The organism is Mesorhizobium sp. WSM4836 (assembly GCF_055811815.1).
Genome location: NZ_JBVVQF010000018.1, coordinates 100,016 through 122,421 on the forward strand (window position 1 = coordinate 100,016; position 22,406 = coordinate 122,421).

The window sequence follows — 22,406 nt, forward strand, 5'->3', positions numbered from 1 at the left end:
TTAGGCAGCCCGAGGTGAGAGCAGAATGACCGAGGCGCCAACGATGCAGATCGCGGCACCGGCAAGATCCCAGCGATCGGGGTGCAGGCCTTCCGCCAGCCACAGCCAGGCCAGCGAGGCGGCAATGTAGATGCCGCCATAGGCGGCGTAGGCCCGGCCGGCCGCGCTGGTGTCGACCAGCGCCAGCAGCCACGCGAATAGCACCAGCGAGACGAGACCGGGCGCCAACCACAGCGGCGATTTTTCCAGCCGCCACCATGCCCAGAACGAAAAACAGCCAGCGATCTCGGCAAGTGCGGCGGCGACGTAGAGGAGATAGGTCATGAAAAAGGTCCCGCTTTGACGGGACCCTTTTCAGCGTGCCAGCCGGCAATGGCAAGCGGCAATAGCGCGCTCGCCTCCCTTCTACTCCGGATCCGCCACCTTGCGGCGGCGAGTGGGCTTGGCCGCCGGAGCCTTTTCACGACGTCCAAGATCGCGCATCTCCAGCGCCTTCTCGCAACTGGCCATGTAGTCGCGCGTCATCGGCAGCGTGTCATTCTTCTTGGCGATCTGGATCTGGAAGATCACCAGATCCTGCCAGCGGAAGGCAGCTTCCGAGGCGGCAAGATAGAACTCCCACATACGGCAGAAGCGCTCATCATAAATCGCCTTGGCCTTGTCGCGGTTGGCGGCGAAGCGCTCGCCCCAATGCTTCAGTGTCTCGGCATAATGCAGCCGCAGAACCTCGATGTCGGTGACGACGAGCCCCGATTTTTCGATGGCCGGCATCACCTCGGAGAGCGCCGGGATGTAGCCGCCCGGGAAGATGTATTTGCGGATGAAGGCGCTTGTTGCCCACGGCACGCCGGAGCGGCCGATCGTATGCAGCAGCATGACGCCCTCCGGCTTCAGCAGCGTCGCCGATTTGTCGAAGAAGGTGCGGAAATGATTGACGCCGACATGCTCGAACATACCGACCGAGACGATACGGTCGAAACGCTCATTGAGTTCGCGATAGTCCTTGATGTCGAAATGCACCCGGTTTTGCAGGCCTTGCGCATGGGCGCGGTCGGTAGCGACGCCGTGCTGCTCGGTCGACAGCGTCACGCCCTGTACGTCGACATCGAACGCCTTTGCGAGATAGAGGCCAAGTCCACCCCAGCCGGAGCCGATATCAAGCACCGTCTGCCCCGCCTTCAGCCTGAGCTTGGCGGCGATATGGCGCTTCTTGGCCGCTTGTGCCTCGTCGAGCGTCATATCCGGCTGCTCGAAGTAGGCGCAGGAATATTGCATGTCCTCATCGAGGAAGAGGCGGTAGAGGTCGCCCGACAGATCGTAATGGCGCTGCACGTTGCGGCGCGCCCGCGACGCCGTGTTGATCTGCTGCAGGCGCCGGAAGGCGTGGCGCAGACCCTCGATCGCCTTCGACCACGTGGCATCGATACCGCCGCTGCCCATGTTCTGGAACGCAATGCGCATCACCCCCAGCACGCCGCCCTCAAGAATGTCGAGTTCACCGTCCATGTAGGCTTCCGGCACCGCCAGCATCGGATCGAAGGTTATTGCGCGCTCGGCATGCCTTGTCTTGATGTGCATGTGCACCGGCTCGCCGCTGCCGTCACCGAAAGTCACCATCGAGCCTTGCGGCCCTGTCACCTTGAGATTGCCTGTACGGACCAGGCGGTCGAGAACGCGTTTCAGCAGAATATTCATGACCAATTGTCCCCTCTCGGCCAGACATGCTGTCTTATTCTGCATCAAGATATAGGGGTTCGAAAAGTTCCATTTGGCATAAAAATGCCCGGGTACGAGGCCCGGGCATTGGTCCAGAATAGCGATTAACCGGCGAATGCCGGCGAATGACGATCAGCCGTTGTCTTCGCCGCCTTCGAACTCCGCATTCGGATCGAAGAAGTTTTCCGGCCGCGCATTATCGTTGATGTCCTCGCCGTAAATGGCTTCTGCGGTGGTCAGCGTTTCGCCCTTGGCCTGGCGCTCGGCTTCGTCGGCCGTGCGGGCAATGTTGAGCGTGATGGTGACCTCGACTTCCGGGTGCAGCGCGATCGCCACATTGGTGACGCCGATGGTCTTGATCGGCTGGTTGAGAAGGATCTGGTTGCGGTTCACCGAAAAACCTTCAGCCGTCAAAAGCTCGGCGATGTCGCGCGTCGAGACCGAACCATAGAGCTGACCGGTTTCGCCAGCCGAGCGCACGGCGATGAAGCTTTTGCCGTCGAGCTTTTCGGCAATCTGCGCGGCCTCTGACTTGCGCTCGAGGTTGCGGGCTTCGAGCTGGGCGCGCTGGCCCTCGAACTTCTTCTTGTTAGCTTCGTTGGCGCGCAGCGCCTTGCCTTGCGGCAGGAGGAAATTGCGGGCGAACCCGTCCTTGACCTTGACGGTGTCGCCCATCTGGCCGAGGCGGGAAACGCGTTCGAGAAGAATGACTTCCATGGTTTTGTTCCTTCGCTTGGGCGCCTCCTCAGGATCGGCGCCGAATTGTCTGGAACAGGTCAGGAAGCTGGGGCGTCGCCGCCTGTGTCGCTGTCCTGCCTGTCGCGGCAGTTAGGATCTCTTGTCGAAATCCAACCCGGGATTTGTGTTCGATCCGGCTACGCCCGTCGTGGCCGGTGAAAAGCGGGCGGCGAACCGCCCGCGTAGATTTTAGCGGACCACGTAAGGCAGCAGGCCGAGGAAGCGGGCGCGCTTGATCGCCTTGGCGAGTTCGCGCTGCTTCTTCTGGCTGACGGCGGTGATGCGCGATGGCACGATCTTGCCGCGCTCGGAAATGTAGCGCTGCAGAAGCCGCACGTCCTTGTAGTCGATCTTCGGCGCGTTGGCGCCGGAGAACGGGCAGGTCTTGCGGCGACGGTGGAAGGGGCGCCGGGTTGGGATCTGATTTATATCGACCATTATTCTGCCGCTCCTTCAAAGCCTTCGCGCGGACGGCGCGGGCCACGATCGGCACCGCCATCGCCGAAGCTGCGCGGCGGACGATCACCACGGTCACCGCGGTCGCGGTCGCCGAATGAGCGCGGACCACGATCGCCACGGTCGCGGTCGCCGAAGCCGCCGCGTTCCGAGCGCTCTTCGCGCTTCTGCATCATTGCCGATGGACCTTCCTCATGCGCATCGACCTTGATGGTCAGGAAACGCAGTACGTCCTCGGACAGGCCCATCTGGCGTTCCATTTCATTGAGGGCGGCCGGCGGGCAAGTGATGTCCATGAGTGTATAATATGCCTTCCGGTTCTTGTTGACCCGGTAGGTAAGGGACTTCAGTCCCCAGTTCTCGACCCGGCCGACGGACCCGCCATTCGCGGTGATGACGCCCTTGTACTGTTCGACAAGCGCATCGACCTGCTGCTGCGAGAGGTCCTGCCGGGCAAGAAACACATGTTCGTATAGAGCCATAGTCTTCGTGCCTTTCTTCGTTTCTCTCCCGGTTCCCGGCGGCAAAAGCCTCTGCAACTTCTCTGACCCGCAATCCTTGCGAAGGCGGGGAAGAAAGGAGCATGACGAGACGGTCGAGAGCGGAGACACGGGAGGCGGAAGCGCTTCTGGCTTCACGCGAAGGTTTCGAAAGAACCTCCGGCCCTCCGTTCAGCCCCCAGCAAGGACCGGCAGATTGCGGGCGTCTATACAGGAATTTGACCGCAAAGCAAGGCCAGACGGCTCGACTGACAACTTGATTAGCTACCGACAGGTCAAACGGCTGATGCGTTTCAAGCGCTGCGGGCCTCATTGGCAAGGTCTTACGGACTTCCTGCCCGGACCCAACAATGTTCCAGCACTTCGCACGCAAAACAAACCGGATATCCTGTTCGTATAATCCGCAAGACGATCGAGGTGACGCCAAAAAAATTCGAACAGCTCCCACGCAGTCGGCAATCAGATGCAACAATTCCTGTCTCTCGATGACACGATCGGAGTTCACACATCACGCTGCAAGGTCAGCTGCCTCAGCTCGTATGCGCAGCCACTTTGCCTGTGGTTTCGGGGAAGAAATCGGGCGCCGCATGGCGCTTGCCGAACATCATATCGTATTGCAGCAGACGGAAGTCGCGGATTGCCGGATCGATCTCTTTCCGCCGTGACCAATCGGGGGTGGCGTCGCCCCCCGGTGCCAGCAGCAAATTGCGGTCGATGACGCGGTAACGGTCTCGCAACTGGCCGAGGAAGCCGGTGTAATAGGGATGGCTGATGCCGGCTGTCTTCAGGATATGGTAGGGCAGGAACGCCGGGCTGACGGCACCCAGATCCTCGGCCGGACCGGTGCGGTTCGACCAGATGATCAGCGGCGTGTCGTGATGTTCTAGTGCAGCCTCGGCGGACGCTTCCTTGCGCGGCGCCACATTGTCCTTCAGGAAACCGGTCTCGACATAGACCGGCCCAAGTGGTGGCAGATGGTCGCCGAAGAAGGCGATGATCGTCGGTCGACTACGTTTTTTTGCCCATTCGACCAGCCGCTCGAGGCCACGGTCCGCATCGGCAGAGCCTTCGACATAGCTCAATAGCGATTCACGCGCCCATTGGCTGATCGGCGCCTGCACTTTGTGGGTCGGATTGTTATAGCGATACGGCTCATAGGGTCCGTGGTTCTGCAGGCTGACGGCGAAAAAGAAGACCGGCTCGGGGCTGGTATCGGCCTCGTGGATGATCTCGTCGGTCATCGCTGCGTCCGACGCGAGTGGTCCGCGTTTTTGCATGGGCGGCAACGTCTCCTCGGACTTGAAGTCGTTGAAGCCGAAATCGGCATAGACGGCCCCCCGGTTCCAGAACCAGTTGGTGCCGGGATGGATGGCGCGCGCCCGGTAGCCCTGACTTTTCAGGAAGGTCGCCAGCGACGGGGTCGGCGTCCGCACATATTGTTGGTAGGGAATGCTGCCCGCCGGCAGGAAGGCGTTGGAAAAGCCGGTCAGTGCCTCGAACTCGATGTTGGCCGTCATGCCGCCGAATTCGGGCGAGAACATGTAGCCCGTGCGCAGTGCCCGCACATTGGGGATAGGGTCGGGTGTGATGGTGACGCCGGGCAGCTTGGTCGGATCCCAGAAGGATTCGCTCATGACGACAATGATGTCGGGCTTCTCAGCAGGTACCGAGGCCGTTACCTGCGGTTTGCCGATCGCTTCGATCGCCTTGTCGGAATAGCCGGGCGGCGCCGAGACATGGGCCATTGGAACGTTGAGCGCGAAGGCGAGCGCAAAACCGTTCGAGGCGTAGTTTTCCTTCTGGTCCCACATGATCGGGATGATCTGCAGCCGGTCGCGCGTCCACGAGAAGGTGGCATAGTCCATAATGGAGACGAAGAAGGCGATCAGCGGCACCGTCAGCGTCAGCCGGGCAAGGCGGCCCTTGTGGCTGAGTGCCGGAACACGGCGGCGCCATAGCCGCCAGCCATAGACGAGCAGCGAAAGCCCGCCGACGATGCCGATTGCCAGGGCAATGGCGGTTCCCGGGCGATCGCGGACCAGGAGCGGCATCAGTGCCACGATCTGCCGGGAATAGAGGAAATCGGTCGGATAGAGCGGATCGCCGAGATAGAGCGACTTCTGGTGGCCGACGAACGCCAGCGACAACGTCAGCGGTGCGACGATCATCAGGCTCTGATGGCTGCGGCCGAGCACGGCGTCGAGGCCGATGAGGATCAGCGCAAAAATGATAATCGTGGTCCAGCCGGGTTTGAAAGGCTGCAGAAAGAAATCGATGGTGCCCGCAAAGTTGCCGCGCACGATCAGTTCGATGGCAAACACCAGGACGGCCGCGGCCAGCAAGCTGATAAGGCCATAGCGGATGACAGGCCATTTGCGCCCTGGCAGATAGCCGGTGGACGGATCGCCTTCGAGAAACTGTGGCGCAGCCTCGACTGCACCTTTTCTGGTTCTTGCCACTTCGGTAGTTCCCCGGCCCGCAACAAATGCGTCACTCGATTGTCATCGAACTGTCACGCAAAGCCTAGCGCCTGCGGCGGAAATAAGAAGAGCCAGCAAACAAATCGTGAGCGGTTTTCATCATGAGTGATCGCCAAAAAGCCTGCCGAAACAGGCACTCGGCCGACATTGCGCGGCCAAGGTTGGACTTGACTTGGCCGCATGCCTTGCGTCACAGGCAACGAGAACCAGCAGCTGGGAGCCGCCGATGGCCATCGCATTCACCTTTCCGGGGCAGGGCAGCCAGGCTGTCGGCATGGGCAAGGACCTCGCCGACGCCTTTGTGGAATCGCGGCGGATCTTCGAGGAAGTCGACGACGCGCTCGGCGAAGATCTATCGAAGCTGATCTGGGAAGGCCCGGAAGAGAGGCTGACGCTGACCGCCAACGCCCAGCCGGCGCTGATGGCGGTGTCGCTTGCCGCAATCCGGGCGCTGGAGGCGCGCGGCTTCTCCCTGAAAGGCAAGGTCACCTATGTCGCCGGCCACTCGCTCGGCGAATATTCGGCACTTGCGGCCGCCGGCTTCGTTTCGGTCACCGACGCCGCCCGGCTATTGCGCATCCGCGGCAATGCCATGCAGACGGCTGTGCCGGCCGGCGAGGGTGCAATGGCGGCGATCATCGGGCTGGAACAGGCCGACGTCGAGGCCGCTTGCGCAGAGGCCGCCCAAGGCGCGGCCAAAGATTTCGCACAAGCCTTGGTTTGCCAGATCGCCAATGATAATGGCGGCGGCCAGCTGGTGATCTCCGGCGCCCAGCCGGCGGTCGAACTGGGGGCGAAACTATGCACGGACAAGGGCGCCAAGCGGGTGCTGATGTTGCAGGTCTCGGCGCCCTTCCATTCGGCGCTGATGAAGCCTGCGGCCGAGATCATGCGGGAGGCGCTGGCCGCCGTGACGAAGAGTGCGCCGGTCGTGCCGCTGGTCTCCAATGTTACGGTGACCCCGACGACCGATCCGGACGAGATCGCCCGCCGCCTGGTCGAACAGGTGGTCGGGCGCGTGCGCTGGCGCGAAACGGTGGAGTGGTTCGGCGCGAATGGCGTTGCGAGGCTCTACGAAGTGGGCGCCGGCAAGGTGCTGTCGGGACTGGCTCGCCGCATCAACCGCGACATTGCCACCAGTGCAATCGGATCGGCGGCGGAGGTTGAGGCGGCGCTGGCGGCGCTTGCATAATCAACTGGCGATTTGACCCCGCTCCATGCGAAGGGTGTTCGCTCAGATCAGGAGGCAAGAATGTTCGAATTGACCGGCCGCAAGGCGCTCGTCACCGGCGCATCGGGAGGCATCGGCGAGGCGATCGCCCGCGTGCTGCATGGCCAGGGCGCCATCGTCGGCCTGCACGGCACACGTATCGAGAAACTGGAGGCGCTGGCCGCCGAACTGGGTGACCGGGTCAAGCTTTTCCCGGCCAATCTTTCCAATCGCGACGACGTCAAGGCGCTTGGCCAGAAGGCGGAAGCCGACCTCGAAGGCGTCGACATCCTCGTCAACAATGCCGGCATTACCAAGGACGGGCTGTTCGTCCGCATGGCTGATGCCGACTGGGATACCGTGCTCGAGGTCAACTTGACCGCCGTGTTTCGGCTGACCCGCGAGCTTACCCATCCGATGATGCGGCGCCGGCATGGCCGTATCATCAACATCACTTCAGTCGTCGGCGTCACCGGCAATCCCGGCCAGACCAATTACTGTGCCTCCAAAGCCGGTATGATCGGCTTTTCCAAATCGCTGGCGCAGGAGATCGCCACCCGCAATATCACCGTCAACTGCGTCGCCCCGGGCTTCATCGAATCGGCGATGACCGCCAAGCTCAACGACAAGCAGAAAGAGGCAATCATGGCGGCGATCCCGACCCGGCGCATGGGCACGGGCGCCGAAGTCGCCTCTGCCGTCGCTTACCTAGCTTCCAACGAGGCAGCCTACGTCACCGGCCAGACCATTCATGTCAACGGCGGCATGGCAATGATCTAACACCTGGGAAAACGCTGCATTCCGTCTTGGATGCACGGGATTTTTCGTGTAATGCCGCCCGCAACCCGGCGGTTCGGGCAAAAACCGGTCCTGCTCCGCTGCGTTTCCGGCAGGACCATCTTTCAGCTTGATTAGCGGCATTCTGCCCGCTAACGAAGACAGACAACCAAAAGACGAGGATGCCCAAATGAGTGACACCGCAGAGCGCGTCAAGAAGATTGTCATCGAGCACCTTGGCGTCGATGCCGACAAGGTGACGGAGCAGGCGAGCTTCATCGATGATCTGGGCGCGGACAGCCTCGACACGGTCGAACTTGTCATGGCGTTCGAAGAAGAGTTCGGCGTCGAGATCCCCGACGACGCGGCCGAGACCATCCTGACTGTTGGCGATGCGGTGAAATACATCGACAAGGCCTCCGCCTGACGCTATTTGCTGTCATCACCGGGGAGGACCTGCGATGAGGCGTGTCGTCGTCACGGGCCTTGGGCTGCTTTCGCCGTTCGGCATGGGCTTCGAGCACAGCTGGAAGGAGCTTCTGACCGGCCGCAGCGCAGCCAAGCGCATCACCGAATTCGAGGTGGAAGATCTTGCCTGCAAGGTCGCCCACGTCATTCCGCGCGGTGACGGCTCCAATGCCACTTTCAATCCTGAAGCCGTTCTCGAGCCGAAGGAACTGCGCAAGGTCGGCGACTTCATCCTGTATGGGATCGCGGCCGCCGACGAGGCACTCAAGGATTCCGGCTGGCAGCCGAAGACGCATGAGGAACAGTGCGCTACCGGCGTGCTGATCGGTTCGGGCATCGGCGGTATCGAAGGCATCGCCGAGAATGCGATGATCCTCAAGGAACGCGGTCCGCGCCGCATCAGCCCGTTCTTCATTCCCGGCCAGATCATCAATCTCGTCTCCGGCCAGGTCTCGATCCGGCATGGGCTGAAGGGCCCCAACCATGCCGTCGTCACGGCCTGCTCGACCGGTGCGCACGCCATCGGCGATGCCGCCCGGCTAATCATCTGGGGCGATGCAGACGTTATGGTCGCTGGGGGCGCCGAAGCGCCGGTGACGAGGCTTTCGATCGCCGGATTCGCCGCTTGTCGCGCGCTCTCCACCGAGCGCAACGATGCGCCGCAAACGGCCTCACGCCCCTATGATCGCGATCGCGACGGCTTTGTCATGGGCGAGGGCGCCGGTGTTGTCGTGCTCGAGGAGCTCGAACACGCCAAGGCCCGCGGCGCCAAGATCTATGCCGAGGTCACCGGCTACGGCCTGACCGGTGACGCCTATCACATCACCGCGCCTGCCGAAGACGGCGACGGCGCTTTCCGTTGCATGACCGCGGCGCTGAACCGGGCGAAGCTGACGCCGGCCGATGTCGACTACATCAACGCGCACGGCACCTCGACCATGGCCGACACGATCGAACTCGGCGCCGTCGAGCGGCTGGTCGGCAACGCCGCCTCGAAGATATCGATGTCGTCGACCAAATCGTCGATTGGCCACCTGCTGGGCGCGGCTGGTGCCGCCGAGGCGATCTTTTCGATCCTCGCCATTCGCGACAACATCGCGCCGCCGACCATCAATCTCGACAATCCGGAGCGCGAAACGGCAATCGACCTGGTGCCGCATACGCCGCGAGCCCGGCAGATCGACGTGGCGCTGTCCAACTCCTTCGGCTTCGGTGGCACCAACGCCTCGCTCGTCTTCCAGCGCTACAATGGCTGACCGCTCCGCCGGTTTGCGTCTGCCGTCAATTTTGCCATATTCGCCCCTACTCTGCCCGAGGGGATTCGTCGCAAGATCAATTGGTAGGGCGCTATGAACACAAATCCGGCCGACAACGGAGAATTCGGGCAACGGGCAGCAACGCCCGGCCCGATCGTGCCGAAGACGGCCAGCGAGGCATTACGGCCTGAGGCCGGCACGCCGCCGCCGAAGCGCTCGCGTGCCTCGCGCAGCCAGTTCGTCGTGTTCATGAACTTCGTCATCTCTTCGGTGATGCTGATGGTGCTGGCGGCAGGCGTTGCGCTGTATTTCGGCAAGCAGGAGTTCAACGAGCCCGGCCCGTCGGCCAATGGCGACACTTTCCTGGTCAAGCCGAATAGCGGCGTCCAGGAGATTGCCGACCAGCTTGAGCGGCGAGGGCTGATCAGCGACGCCCGCATTTTCCGCCTTGGCGTGCGCGCCTTCGGCAATGATTCCGCCCTGAAGGCCGGCGAATACGAGATCAAGCCGCAGGCGTCGATGCACGATATCATGGAAATGCTGAAGAGCGGCAAGTCGGTGATGTACTCGCTGACTATCCCCGAGGGGCTGACGGTCGAGCAGGCGCTGCAACGGATCGCCGAGCAGGACGCGCTGACCGGCGATATGCCGTCGACCACTCCACCTGAGGGCAGCCTCGCCACCGACACGCTGCGCTTCACCCGCGGCGCAACACGCCAGCAGATGGTCGACAAGCTTCTGGCCGACCAGAAGAAGCTGGTCGACGAAGTCTGGCAGCGCCGAGCGCCGGATCTGCCGATCGCCAACGTTGAGGATTTTGTCACCCTGGCCTCGATCGTCGAGAAGGAGACACGCAAGGGCGATGAACGCTCGCGCGTAGCCGCCGTCTTCCTCAACCGGCTGGCCAAGGGTATGCGGCTGCAGTCGGACCCGACCATCATTTACGGCCTGTTCGGCGGCAGGGGCAAACCTATCGACCGCCCGATCTATCAGTCGGATATCCAGAAGCCGACGCCCTACAACACCTATCTGATCAACGGCTTGCCGCCGACGCCGATCGCCAATCCCGGCCGGGCGGCGCTCGAGGCAGTCGCCAATCCGTCGAAGACCAGCGATCTTTACTTCGTCGCCGATGGCAGCGGCGGCCACGTCTTTGCCGCGACGCTCGATGAGCATAACGAGAACGTCGCTCGCTACCGGGCACTGCTGAAAAAGCAGGCGCAGGACGCGGACAAGGCCGGGGCAACCAACACCGGAGCCGACACGCCGGCGGGAGCCATCGTTGACGATGCGGGGGCCACCGCCGCCCAGTAGGGCCGGACGCCATCAGGTTGGCCCTGCGCATGTCCGGGTGGATGTGCAAGGGCTGCTATGGCATTGAAATTCACATGATCCTGGCCGGAGAAATCGCTCCGGCTTGTGGGGCATTCGGCAAAAGGACGCACGGCTACATGAACTTGCAGAGCATGACCGGTTTTGCGCGCAGTGTCGCCGAACACGACGGCACTTCGATTGCCTGGGAAGCCAAGTCCGTCAACGGCAAGAGCGTCGAGGTCAGGCTGCGGCTGCCGCAGGGTTTCGACCGGCTGGAGCCGGCCGTCCGGCAGACGGTGCAAAAGCGTTTTGCGCGCGGCAATTTCCAGATGACGCTGACCATTGGCCGCGCCGTCGGCACGCAAGCGCAACCCGTGGTCAACGAGGCTTTCCTGAAGGATCTGGCGGGGTTGGCCAAGCGACTGCAGGAGCAGTTCGGAGTAGCCCCTGCGGCGGCCGATGGGCTGCTTGCGCTGCGCGGCGTGCTCGACATTCCCGAAACCATCGAAACCGAAGAGGCGCGCAGTGCGCTGGATACCGCGATACTGTCGGCGCTGGAACCAGCACTGAACGGGCTGCAGCAGGCGCGCCAGGGCGAAGGTGCCGCACTTCGTTCCCTGCTGTCCGGCCATATCGACGCCATCGAGGCGCTGACGCTGCGGGCCGAGGCCGACCCATCACGCGAACCGGCCACGATCCGCGAAAGGCTCGCCGAGCAGATCCGGCTGTTGATGGACGCGTCCGCCAATCTGGACGCCAGCCGGCTGCATATGGAAGCGGCGTTCCTGGCCACCAAGGCCGACATACGCGAGGAGATCGACCGGCTGAAGACACACGTGATGTCGGGCCGGGCGCTGCTCGCCGGCGGTGGTGCCATCGGCCGCAAGCTCGATTTCCTGGCACAGGAATTCAACCGCGAATCGAATACGCTGTGTTCCAAGTCGAATGCCGCCGCGATCACCGCCATCGGGCTGGACCTGAAGGCGGTCGTCGACCAGTTTCGCGAACAGGTCCAGAATCTGGAATGATCCCGATGCCAAGCCACATGACTGCCCCATGACCGCTAGGGATTTAGGTTCCCGCATTCGGCGCCGCGGCCTGATGCTGGTCTTGTCGTCGCCGTCAGGCGCCGGCAAATCGACGATCGCGCGCAATCTGCTGGAGAGCGATTCCAGTCTCGAATTGTCGGTCTCGGTCACCACGCGGCCACGCCGCGGCAGCGAGATCGAGGGCGTCCATTACCACTTCCGCACCATGCGCGAGTTCGAGCGGCTGCGCGATTCCGATGCGCTCCTCGAATGGGCGGAGGTGCACGGCAATTGCTACGCGACGCCGCGCGAGCCGGCCGAACAGGCGCTGGCCGAAGGCCGCGACATGCTGTTCGACATCGACTGGCAAGGCGCTCAGCAGCTCAAGGAGAAGATGCGCGCCGACATCGTCTCGATCTTCATCCTGCCGCCATCGATGAAGGAACTGAAGGCGCGGCTGAAGCGCCGCGCCGAGGACCAGGAAGCGGTGATCGAGACGCGGCTCAAGAACGCCCGCAACGAGATCGAGCACTGGAAGGAATATGATTTCGTCATCGTCAACGACGATCTCGACCGCGCTTTCGCCGAGGTGCGCGGCATCGTCACGGCCGAACGGCTCAGACGCGATCGCCGGCCGGGTCTGTTCGATTTCGTCTCGGGGCTGCTCGACGAAAAGACGGATTGATTCCACGCAGAAGGGTCCCGGCATCACACAGCATTCGTCAGCCGCACGAATTCCTCGACGCTGAGCGTCTCCGCACGCCTGGTCGGATCGATGCCTGCGCGGGTGAGCAGCGCCTCGCCGCCGAGGCTTTTCACGCTCTGCCGCAGCATTTTCCGGCGCTGGCCGAACGCCGCTTCGGTAACGCGGCTGAGCCGTTTCACCTCTGCCGGCAAGGGGCTGGCGCGCGGCACCAGATGCACCACCGAGGACGTCACCTTGGGTGGCGGCGTGAACGCCTGCGGCGGCACGTCGAAGGCAATCCTCGCCTCCGTCCGCCAGCCCGCCAGCACGCCGAGCCGGCCATAGGCCTCGCTGCCAGGGCTGGCTGCAATGCGTTCGGCGACCTCGCGCTGGAACATCAGCGTCATCGATGCATAGAAAGGCGGCCACTCGGTCACGGTCAGCCAGCGGATCAGCAATTCGGTGCCGATATTGTAAGGCAGGTTGGCGACGATTTTCGCCGACCCGACGCTTCCCGGTGCTCCTTTGGCAAGCGCTGCGAAATCCGTTTCCAGTGCATCGCCGGCCACTATCTCGAGCCGGCCGGGATAGTGGTTTGCGATCTCGGTCAAGGCCGCCAGGCAGCGCTCGTCGCGCTCGATCGCGACGACCCGCCGGGCGCCGTTGAGGAGCAGGGCCCGGGTCAGCCCGCCCGGACCGGGACCGACCTCGATAACCGTAACGTCACTCAGGTCGCCGGCGGTTCGCGCAATCTTGCTTGTGAGGTTAAGGTCGAGCAGGAAATTCTGGCCGAGCGCTTTTTTCGCCTGCAGCCCATGGCGCTCGATCACCTCACGCAGCGGCGGCAGGCCGTCTATGCTCATCAGGCTGGGCTCATCAGGCTGGGCTCATCGGGCTGGGCTCATCCGGTTAAGGCATCGAATTGGGCTCACTGGGCTCAGGGACCTACGGCCTTTTCCCGGTATCGGCAAGCAGGCGAGCGAGTTTGAGAGCCGCAATCAGGCTGTCGGCACGGGCGATGCCCTTGCCGGCGATGTCGAAGGCGGTGCCGTGGTCGGGCGAGGTGCGGACGAAGGGCAGGCCGAGCGTGACGTTGACCGCCTCGTCAAACGCCAGCGCCTTGGCCGGGATCAGCGCCTGGTCGTGATACATGCAGAGCGCCACGTCGTAGCCGGCGCGGGCGCGAGCATGAAACAGCGTGTCGGCCGGCAATGGCCCGAAGGCGTCGATCCCTTCCTGCCTCAGCCTCGCGATCGCCGGGCGTACGATCCGCTCGTCTTCGGTGCCCATCGCGCCGCCTTCGCCGGCATGCGGGTTGAGGCCGGCAATGGCGAGCCGCGGCTTGGCAATTCCGAAGCGGTTTGCAAGGTCGGCGGCGGTGATGCGGCCGGTGGCGACGATCAGGTCCGTCGTCAGCGCCTTCGGCACTTCGGCCAGTGCGATGTGGATAGTGACCGGCACGGTGCGCAGGTCCGGGCCGGCAAGCAGCATTACCGGTGTCACTTCGGTGCCGGTGTGAAGCGATGCCAGATGCGCCAGATATTCGGTGTGGCCGGGAAAGCGAAAGCCGGCATCGTAGAGCGGCTTCTTGGCAATGGGGCAGGTGACGACCGCCGCAGCGCGGCCAGCCAGGCAGTCGGCGACGGCGCGGTCGATCGCCTCGACGATGCCGGCGGCGTTAGCTGGATCCGGGCGGCCAGGACTGTCGATGAAACGGGCAGCAAGCGCCACCACCGGCAGCGCGCGCGAAAACATCCCCGGCGCTAGCGCCGGTGTCGTCTCGGCAATCGCGATATCGGCGCCGAGCCTGTGCGCCCGCGCGGCAATCAGTGCCGGATCGGCGAGGAGATAAAAAGACCGAACGCCAGCGCTATCGCGGGCCTGCCAGGCGGCGATGGCGATGTCCGGCCCCACGCCGGACGGATCACCGACGCTCAACGCCAGCGGAAGCTCTTCTGCGTCAGGCACGGCGATCGCGACTTCAGCGCTCGATTATGCGGGCTTTCTTCCGCAACTCCTCGACGTATTTCTTCGAGAGCTCGTCGGCGTTCTTGTCGTCCGAATTTTCACTCTGGAATACCATCTGCGCGGCTTTATCGTCTGACACCTCGCGCGACGAGCAGATGCCGATGAATTCGACACCGCGGTCGGTTTCGCGCGTCGTGGTGGCGCCGCCGACCTTTGTAGCCTTTATCTGCTCGGCCCAGTCTGGCGGCAATTGCGGGGCCAGCACCCGGCCGAGATCGCGAACGGTGACGTCGATCAGGCCTTTGGCGAATTCGCGCGTGGTGTTGCAGCCGTTGAAGCGGGCGCGCATGGCGTCGGCTTCGCGTTTGCGCTTGGCCAGCGTCGCGCTTCGCTCGGCGGCCGGCACTACGAAGATGACCTGCTGCAGCATGTACTCGGTGGCGCTCGGTTTGCTGCCGCCTTTCTCGAGCATGCGCTTAACGAGGTCCTGCTCGCTCACGGCGCCGCCGCCGTCTCCGGAATGGTAACGCGCGGTCAGCGCCTGGTTCCAGGCCATCTGCGCCCGGATAAACTCCTTGAAATGCTCCTTGGAGACGCCGGATTGGGCCATCGCGCCGTCAAGCTGCTTGAGCGGCATCTTGTTGTTCGTAGCGAAACGCTGATAAGCGGCATCGACCTGCGCATCGCTGATGCGGATGCCGAGCCGCCGGGCTTCGGCCAGACGCAGCGTCTGGTCGATCATTTCCTGGCCGGCATCGCCCTTTCTGTGCTGCAGGCGCAGGAAAGCGGCCCGATGCTGGATGTCGCCGGTGGTGATCGGTATGTTGTTGACGACGTATTTGATCTCGGTGGCGAAAACCGGCCGAGTCACCGCGGTGGTCGAGAACGCCACCAGCAGCGCGAACCCTGCCGAAAAGAGGTATTTCCTCATCGAAAGCATCCCAATTCCATCCCGATTCGGCCAACTATCCCAGTTCAGGCCGTCAAAATTCGTGCCTGTTCTATGCGGCGAAACAATGTCGTCCGCCAGCCGCGCGTTGCCGACCACTGCCCGTTATTGAATGGTGTCGATGGAGCGTTGCGACGAGCCGAAATCGCCGAGCGTGCGGAACGACAGGTTGAAGCCGACGTTCTGCGATACTTCCTTGGTGCTCAGGTCACGTCTTTCCGAAAACGTCATCAAATAGGTAAAGCACGAATCACTATAGGCAAAGCCGACCCCGTCCTTGACCAGGATGCTCTGCTCCAGATCATAGGTGCCGGTGCCAAAGACGCGCCAATTCTCAGCAAGATGTGTCGAGGCGCCGAGCGTAACCTCATGGCGATCGGTCGAGAAGCCATAGAGCGGCTGCGCCTGGATGAAGGCGTATTTGGCGCTCAGCGATATCGGCAGGCCTGAAAAGGCGGCCTTTACCTCGGCGCGGCGGATCTCGAAACTTTGCTCGTCGAAACGGCCGCTGACCGAGCCGGAAAACCCGCTGGGACTGTTGAAGCCGACAAGGCCAACATAGTCGGAGGTTGCAGTTTCAAGACCCGAATAGGCGCCGACATTGACCAGGTCCGGCGTGCCGAACGAGTTTTGGCCGCCGAGCTGGTACGATTGGCCGAACACCGCATTGGTGCCCCAGCCATTGTCGTATGCGCCGGAATAGCGCAGCCCGACATTGGCGCGTGTGCCGCCTTCCATGCGGTCATAGCCCGAGAATTTGTCGCGCTCGAACAGCGTCGTGGCGTCGAAGACGAAGCTCTGGGCGTCCTCGTTGGGAACCGCCAGCCCGCCGACATATTGCTCGTTCGGACGCATGAACACTTGCGCCATCGGTTCGAAGACATGGCTGGAATTGGTCATCGAGAACAGCACCGGCCAGCGCAGCTCAAGGCCGGCGGTCGCCATGTAGCGGGCAAGCGACGAACGCATGTCGTCCTCGACGCCGAGATTGGTCGCCATCTGGTTGATGGCGTCGAGCGAGGCCGAGGAGGCGTTGATATAGCCGGCGTCGCCGCGCAGCGCCAGGAGCGGCGTCAGAAGCAGCCCGCCATCGGTGGTGAAGGTACGCTTCCATTCGGCCTCCGCGGTAAGGCGGCCGGATTGACCGTCGATGCCGCGGACGTTGTTGACGGTCGAAGGGACGCCGGAATCTGCAAGAGCGGTATCGAGCCTGTCGCGGTCTATGACCCGCGCGTTGACATCGAACGACAGCTGCCCGCCGGCCACCGGCATGTCGGGGATATAGGCGTAGTCAAGCGAGGGCAGCACCCAGGGCTGCTTGGCGGCGCGGGCGGTCGGATCGCTGGCGAGCGTGTCTTCCTGAACGTCGAAGTGCATGGCACGCACATCGAAGTAATTGCGATCGTTAAGCCCCGTCAGGTACACCTCGGAGCGGTGTACGCTATCGCTGAAGCCGTCGATCTCGTAGGTGCGCGAGAAACTCTTGTCGCTCTGCAGCAGGATGTCCCAGCCGAAGTCCCAGCGGGGGTTGATGGCGAACTGGCCCTGGGTGCCCATCATGCCGCGGAACCTGTTCGGATCGCCTTCGGTACCCGAACTGACATTGCGGCCATTGTCGTCGATGAAGGCGTCGGGATTCTCTTGCCGGATGCCCGCAATCTTCAGGCTGTACTGACCGTTGTTCAAGCGCTGCCGCCACTCGGCCTCACCGAGGAAACCTTGCTTGGTGTAGCCGCTGCCGCTGACAGTGAGATCGTAGGTCGGCGAGAGCGCGAAGTAATAGGGGACTTTAACACCGACGCCGAGATCGCTCTTGTAGGCGACGCCGGGGATCAGGAAGCCGCTCTTGCGCTTGACCGTTGGATCGGCGATCTCGAAAGCCGGCAGATAGGCCAGCGGAAAGCCGAAGAACTCGAAATTCGAATTCTCGAAGCGAACCGTCTTCTTCTCGCCGTTCCAGATGATCTTCCTGGCCTTGATGCGCCAGGTCGGCGCTTTGTCGGGCTTGTCCTCGCACGGCTCGCAGGCCGTATAGACGCCATTGTGGAACGTCGTCAGCACGCCGCCCATGCGCTCCGCGCTTTCGGCGGCGAAATAGGCCTTGTCTATGGTCTCGACCCGCAACGCGTTGACGAAGCCGTCGGCGAAATCGTCGGTGATGTCGGCATGCTGCGAATAAATCTTGGTGCCGTCGCTATTGACGAGCTCGACATTGCCGCTGGCGACGAGGCGTTTGGTGTTGCGGTTGTATTCGACCCGCTGGGCGACGAGACGGTTGCCGCCATAGTCGATCTGGACGCCACCGACGGCCGTCACGGTCTGCTTGTCGTTGTCGTAGACCAGCGTATCGGCTGCCAGCAGCATCTGCGTGCCGCTCGGCACCTTCGTTGCCAGGTCACTGACGTCCTGGGCAAAAGCCGGAGCAGTCGGGGCGACGCTGGCAAGCAGGCATGCCAAGGCGCTCGCCGCAGAGAGGCGTGCCAAACCGGCGTGCCTATGGCTGCGCAAAACCGCCTCCCTCACTAGCCGTCTTCCTTGTATAGCAGGAATGTCACCCCGAAGAACATAGCCACGACAACCGGGACCCAAGCCGCTACGGCCGTGGGTACGAATCCCGCTACGCCGAATGCCTTGACCAGCACCGAAACGACATAAAGCAGAAAGCCGGCCACGATGCCACCCAGAATCATCGTTGCCGACTGCCCCATCCTCGCAAATCGCATCGATACCGTTGCCGCAATCAGCGTCATCGCGACAAGCAGGAATGGCAGCGCAATCAGCGAATTGAACTGCATGGCGAAGGCATTTGCCTTGAGGCCGAAAGAGCGGGCCACCTCGATCTTGCCGGGCAGATCGTAGAAGGGAATGGTCTCGGGGCGCGCCAACCGCTCTTGCACGAATTCCGGCTTGAGATTGGTCGGCAGCCGATCGCTGGGTAACGACTGGATGGTGCCGTCCCGGAACACCTTGACGTCCTGCAAATCCCAGTAGCCGTCCCGCAAAAAGGCGCGCGCCGCATCCTTGCGCTCGATGATGTCGCCTTGCGGGCTGAAGCTGAAGAAGACCGCGTCGGCCATCTCCAGGCCTTGGTTGAGAATGGCGCGCGCGCCGATGATGGTGTCGCCGGAGTTGGTTTTTTGCCTGATCCAGGGCGCGGCATCGGCCGAGACGCTGTTCGACTTGCCCGAACGGAGCTGGGTCTCGATCTCCTCGGACCAGGAATAGGCGTGCGCGGCTATCGGATTGATGACGCCAACCGACAAGGCTCCAAACAGCAGCGCCCCGATGCAGCATGGCAGCAGGAACTGCCATGCAGACACGCCGGCGGAACGGGCGATGACCAATTCATATTTGCGATTGAGCGATACCAACGTCGCCATCGCCGAGAACAGGCCGACGAACGGCACCGTCTGCAGCATGATCATCGGCATCCTTAGCCCCGAAATGGCGAACGCAGTTGCGTAGGTGAAGCCCGGCACGCCGGTCGTGCGGCCGGAAAGCTCGGTGAAATCGATCAGGAACACCAGCGCCAAAAGGCCGATGAAGAACCAGATGGTGATCGTCACATAGCGAAAGAAGAAGTAGCGACCCAGAGTCCAGCCCATCAGCCGGCTCCCTGTCCGGATGCGCCACGCCTGGCAAAGCGGAGCTTGATGGCGTTCCAGCCGTCATTGAAGCGGCCGGCAAGATTGGTTATCCAATCGGCCCAGGCAACCGGCAATTCCATGGTCCGGTTGGAAATGATGAACCAGATGGCGATCGCCGACGCCACGATCGGGACGCCGTAGACCACATAGGCATATTGCGGCACCTTGTCGGCCTTGCCGGCGGCAAAAAACCCGAGCCAGCGCACGAATAGCGCAATCGCGATTGCCGTGATCAGCGGGTGCACCCGCGCCTCGCGATGTGAGCGTGCATCTCCGGCGACCGCGAGCGCGATCAGCGCGAAGACGAGCGAATAGGACCACTCGGAAAAACGCTGGTTGAGCTCGGCCAGGTACCTGTTCGGCTTTTGCTGGTACATCTTGTCGTTCGGACTGGGATTGAGCAGATACTGGGTCGTCCGGTCCTTCGGCAAAAGCAGGATGTCGGATGAGGCCGACATGAAAGCGGACAGGTCGAAGGCATAGGAGGTGAAGCGGATCACCGAGAGGTCGCCGGTCATGGTTTTGCGATGGATGACGCCGTCATGCATCATCAACACCTTCTCGTCGCCGCGTTCGATGATGCTGCCGGTCTTCGCGTAATAGACAAGATTGACGCCTTCTTCGCGCGAATCGGCGACGAAAATGCCGCCGAGGCGATTGTCGGGAAGCCGTTCGCCAACCTGCAGGAACAGGCCGTCATCGATCTTGCGGAAGGTGCCTTCCTGAATGATCAACGACAACAGATCGGCACGCGACGACGCAATCAACTCCCGGTTCTTCTGGCGTGCGTAAGGATCGACGCCATTGTCGACGGCAAAGGAAAAAACGCTGGCTGCGAGCGCCAGAAGCATGATCGGCCTGACCATGGTCCAGCGTGAAGCACCGGCGGCATTGATGACGGCGAGCTCCGAATCCGAATTCATCACGCTGAGGATCTGGGCGACAGCGACCACCAAGGCGAACGGCACGACGATCGGAACGATTGTCGGGATGATCAGCGCTGCGACTTCGAAGAAGGTGAGGGCCGACTGACCGCTATCGGTGACGAGGTCGATGCGGGCGAGAACCTGAGTCGTCCAGACGATCGCAAGCGTCCAGACGAGCGCCAGCGCGAATACCGCGAAAGCACGGCGCATGATGTAACGTTCAACGACCTTCATGAAAGCTTTTCTCGGCGGTTTCGAACGGCATCATGCCTCGGAACAAGGTAGTCGTCCGGCGCCGGCTGCACAACTGGCTCACTTTGGCGGTTCGATCTGGGTTCTATCCCGCATCGCAAATTCCGCTGGGCCGGAGTGTCGGCGTCAATGGATAAGAAAGGGCGAACATTGTTGGTTAACAACAGGTTGCGGCGGGAAGCGGGGCCGTGCCGCGACGAATCGTGGATAGTTCAATATCGCATATGGGAGCGATTTCGGCCAAAGTCTTGTCAAATACGTCAAAACGACCAAATGTCGCGCCGGTCGCGACCGCCGCGGCGTGATAGGACGGGTCAGGATATGTTGAGCCCCAGCATGGAAGCAGAAAAATTACGCAGTCAAATCGGTCGGGAAGCGGTCTTTGACGGCGCGATCGTGGTCGGTGCCGGCGCGGCCGGCCTTGCCGCCGCCCACGCCTTGATGAAGGCCGGCCTACCGACACTCGTCCTGGAAAAGGAGAGCCGGCTTGCCGAACCCTGGCATCGGCGGCACCAACGGCTGCATCTCAATTCGCATCGCGATCTTTCGACACTGCCTGGCGTCGACTATCCCGCAGGCACCCCGGCTTTTCCCCATAAATCTGCCGTTATTCGCCATCTGGCCGATTTCAGCCAGGCGCATGGTCTGCCGGTCATATTCGGCGTTGCCGTTGAAGAGGTCACGTTCCATGGCGATCACTGGACCGTGCGGACCAACGCCGGACGTCGTCTGGCGCGCCATGTCGTCGTCGCTACCGGGCGCGATCGGCAGCCGTTTGTACCCGCGTGGAAAGGCATGAACGATTTTGGCGGCCGGATTATCCATTCGGCCGATTTTGGCGAGGCGAAGGACTATGCCGGCAAAAAGGTGCTGGTGGTTGGTGCCGGCAATTCGGGGTTCGACGTGCTCAACCATCTTGCGGATGCAAACACCAAAAGCATCTGGCTGTCGGCTCGCAACGGTCCGTCGCTGCTGCCGAAACGCATCGGCAAGGTCGCCGTCCACAGGCTTTCGCCGTTAATAGCGCGCTTGCCGGTGCGGATTGCCGATGCGGTGATGGCGACAACCCAGCGCCTGGTTTTCGGCGACCTGACGAAATTCGGCCTGCCGCCTGCATCTGCGGGAGGCGCGAGCCGCCTGGGCGCCGATTACACTGCGATCGCCACCGACGATGGCGCCGTCCGCGCCATCAAGGCCGGCAAGATCGTGGTGCTGCCGCAGGTCCGCGAATTTACCCGCGATGGCGTCTTCCTCGGCAATAGCGATCTGGTTACGCCCGACATAGTCATCGCGGCGACAGGCTACCGCACCGGGCTGGAGCAGATGGTCGGCAAGCTCGGCGTTCTTGACGGCAAGGGCGTTCCGCTTTTCAACGGCGGCGATGCCGATCCGAAATTGCCCGGTCTGTGGTTTACCGGCATGTGGCCGAGCATTCGCGGCTGTTTCGCCAACGCCCGCATTCAGGCCAGGGCGATAGCGGCGCGGATTGTCAAGCAGCGATAATGAGCAGGACTATGCCGACTGTTCCGCCCGCAATCGACACGCCTTGTCGCAACGTGCTCGAACCGAAAGGTCGATGACCATGACGCCAGTCAGCATTCGCTACATGGTCGATGATGTCGCCGCCTCGATCGACTTCTACTGTGGACATCTGGACTTCGCCGTCGAACAGGACGCGCGACCGGCTTTTGCATCCGTCACACGCGGCGCTTTACGGCTCCTTCTAAGCGGATCCGGCAGTTCGGGTGCACGGGCTATGCCGGATGGCCGGCGGCCGGTTCCGGGAGGCTGGAACCGCATCCTGTTGGTGGTGCCGGACCTGAAAGAAGAGGTTGCGCGTCTCAAGAGTGCTGGACTTGTCTTTCGCAACGATATCATAACGGGCGTCGGCGGTTCCCAGACCCTGCTCGAAAACCCATCGGGCAATGTCATCGAGCTGTTTCAACCCGCCGTTCACTAACGCAACAACACAGCACCTTCGGTCCGATCCGCCCAATCGAACGCCTCCCGCGATAATCCAACGCACTTCCCGAAAG

At 62.4% G+C, this 22,406-nt stretch carries 21 protein-coding genes; 9 read left to right on the plus strand and 12 right to left on the minus strand.

What is annotated here, in order from left to right:
* From AC0L2P_RS20960 to AC0L2P_RS20985, 6 genes are all read right to left on the minus strand, one after another.
* A complete protein-coding gene (locus AC0L2P_RS20960; RefSeq protein ID WP_473503606.1) occupies positions 1–324 on the minus strand; it encodes a YnfA family protein in 324 nt (107 codons plus the stop codon).
* 81 nt (positions 325–405) lie between these two features.
* Positions 406–1,695: a class I SAM-dependent methyltransferase gene (locus AC0L2P_RS20965; RefSeq protein ID WP_473503608.1), complete on the minus strand. Its 1,290-nt coding sequence runs from the start codon at positions 1,693–1,695 to the stop codon at positions 406–408.
* Positions 1,696–1,848: 153 nt separating this feature from the next.
* Positions 1,849–2,433, minus strand: a complete 585-nt coding sequence (gene rplI / locus AC0L2P_RS20970) for a 50S ribosomal protein L9 (RefSeq protein ID WP_473503610.1) — start codon at positions 2,431–2,433, stop codon at positions 1,849–1,851.
* Between the two features lie 210 nt (positions 2,434–2,643).
* Positions 2,644–2,892, minus strand: coding sequence for a 30S ribosomal protein S18 (gene rpsR, locus AC0L2P_RS20975; protein ID WP_006203718.1), 249 nt, complete (start codon positions 2,890–2,892; stop codon positions 2,644–2,646).
* A complete protein-coding gene (gene rpsF, locus AC0L2P_RS20980; RefSeq protein WP_292663863.1) occupies positions 2,892–3,392 on the minus strand; it encodes a 30S ribosomal protein S6 in 501 nt (166 codons plus the stop codon). The genes rpsR and rpsF overlap by 1 nt, the downstream gene beginning before the upstream one ends.
* A gap of 548 nt (positions 3,393–3,940) precedes the next feature.
* On the minus strand, positions 3,941–5,869 hold the full coding sequence (locus AC0L2P_RS20985) for an LTA synthase family protein (protein ID WP_473503612.1): 1,929 nt from the start codon (positions 5,867–5,869) through the stop codon (positions 3,941–3,943).
* Between the two features lie 247 nt (positions 5,870–6,116).
* Between AC0L2P_RS20985 and fabD the strand changes: the two genes are divergently transcribed.
* From fabD to gmk, 7 genes are all read left to right on the plus strand, one after another.
* Entirely contained in the window at positions 6,117–7,082 is a 966-nt protein-coding gene (gene fabD / locus AC0L2P_RS20990) for an ACP S-malonyltransferase (protein ID WP_473503613.1), read from the plus strand.
* Positions 7,083–7,142: 60 nt separating this feature from the next.
* The gene (gene fabG, locus AC0L2P_RS20995) at positions 7,143–7,880 is read left to right on the plus strand and encodes a 3-oxoacyl-[acyl-carrier-protein] reductase (protein ID WP_473503615.1); all 738 of its coding nucleotides are present in this window, start codon (positions 7,143–7,145) and stop codon (positions 7,878–7,880) included.
* A 187-nt stretch (positions 7,881–8,067) separates the two neighbouring features.
* Complete coding sequence (locus AC0L2P_RS21000) at positions 8,068–8,304, plus strand: acyl carrier protein (RefSeq protein ID WP_006203723.1); 237 nt, start codon at positions 8,068–8,070, stop codon at positions 8,302–8,304.
* A gap of 34 nt (positions 8,305–8,338) precedes the next feature.
* The gene (gene fabF, locus AC0L2P_RS21005; RefSeq protein ID WP_473503617.1) at positions 8,339–9,601 is read left to right on the plus strand and encodes a beta-ketoacyl-ACP synthase II; all 1,263 of its coding nucleotides are present in this window, start codon (positions 8,339–8,341) and stop codon (positions 9,599–9,601) included.
* A 93-nt stretch (positions 9,602–9,694) separates the two neighbouring features.
* Positions 9,695–10,915, plus strand: coding sequence for an endolytic transglycosylase MltG (mltG, locus tag AC0L2P_RS21010; RefSeq protein WP_473503619.1), 1,221 nt, complete (start codon positions 9,695–9,697; stop codon positions 10,913–10,915).
* Between the two features lie 137 nt (positions 10,916–11,052).
* A complete protein-coding gene (locus AC0L2P_RS21015) occupies positions 11,053–11,943 on the plus strand; it encodes a YicC/YloC family endoribonuclease (protein WP_473503621.1) in 891 nt (296 codons plus the stop codon).
* Positions 11,944–11,971: 28 nt separating this feature from the next.
* Positions 11,972–12,628 carry a guanylate kinase gene (gmk, locus tag AC0L2P_RS21020; protein WP_254820312.1) on the plus strand — a complete coding sequence of 219 codons (657 nt, stop codon included), beginning with the start codon at positions 11,972–11,974 and terminating at the stop codon, positions 12,626–12,628.
* Positions 12,629–12,651: 23 nt separating this feature from the next.
* Here gmk and rsmA read toward each other — a convergent pair whose 3' ends face one another.
* From rsmA to lptF, 6 genes are all read right to left on the minus strand, one after another.
* On the minus strand, positions 12,652–13,491 hold the full coding sequence (gene rsmA / locus AC0L2P_RS21025) for a 16S rRNA (adenine(1518)-N(6)/adenine(1519)-N(6))-dimethyltransferase RsmA (protein WP_473503623.1): 840 nt from the start codon (positions 13,489–13,491) through the stop codon (positions 12,652–12,654).
* Positions 13,492–13,573: 82 nt separating this feature from the next.
* On the minus strand, positions 13,574–14,596 hold the full coding sequence (pdxA, locus tag AC0L2P_RS21030) for a 4-hydroxythreonine-4-phosphate dehydrogenase PdxA (protein ID WP_473503625.1): 1,023 nt from the start codon (positions 14,594–14,596) through the stop codon (positions 13,574–13,576).
* A 13-nt stretch (positions 14,597–14,609) separates the two neighbouring features.
* Positions 14,610–15,536: a peptidylprolyl isomerase gene (locus AC0L2P_RS21035; RefSeq protein WP_473503627.1), complete on the minus strand. Its 927-nt coding sequence runs from the start codon at positions 15,534–15,536 to the stop codon at positions 14,610–14,612.
* Positions 15,537–15,650: 114 nt separating this feature from the next.
* Positions 15,651–18,068 (minus strand): LPS-assembly protein LptD, encoded by a 2,418-nt coding sequence (locus tag AC0L2P_RS21040; RefSeq protein ID WP_473503629.1) that lies wholly within the window; start codon positions 18,066–18,068, stop codon positions 15,651–15,653.
* Positions 18,068–19,153 carry an LPS export ABC transporter permease LptG gene (lptG, locus tag AC0L2P_RS21045; protein WP_473503692.1) on the minus strand — a complete coding sequence of 362 codons (1,086 nt, stop codon included), beginning with the start codon at positions 19,151–19,153 and terminating at the stop codon, positions 18,068–18,070. The genes AC0L2P_RS21040 and lptG overlap by 1 nt, the downstream gene beginning before the upstream one ends.
* Positions 19,150–20,352, minus strand: coding sequence for an LPS export ABC transporter permease LptF (lptF, locus tag AC0L2P_RS21050; protein ID WP_473503631.1), 1,203 nt, complete (start codon positions 20,350–20,352; stop codon positions 19,150–19,152). The genes lptG and lptF overlap by 4 nt, the downstream gene beginning before the upstream one ends.
* Before the next feature lie 354 nt (positions 20,353–20,706).
* Here lptF and AC0L2P_RS21055 point away from each other — a divergent pair, with 354 nt between their 5' ends.
* Both AC0L2P_RS21055 and AC0L2P_RS21060 read left to right on the plus strand, forming a co-directional pair.
* Complete coding sequence (locus AC0L2P_RS21055; protein ID WP_473503633.1) at positions 20,707–21,873, plus strand: flavin-containing monooxygenase; 1,167 nt, start codon at positions 20,707–20,709, stop codon at positions 21,871–21,873.
* A 73-nt stretch (positions 21,874–21,946) separates the two neighbouring features.
* The gene (locus tag AC0L2P_RS21060) at positions 21,947–22,330 is read left to right on the plus strand and encodes a VOC family protein (protein ID WP_473503635.1); all 384 of its coding nucleotides are present in this window, start codon (positions 21,947–21,949) and stop codon (positions 22,328–22,330) included.
* Positions 22,331–22,406: the final 76 nt, after the last annotated feature.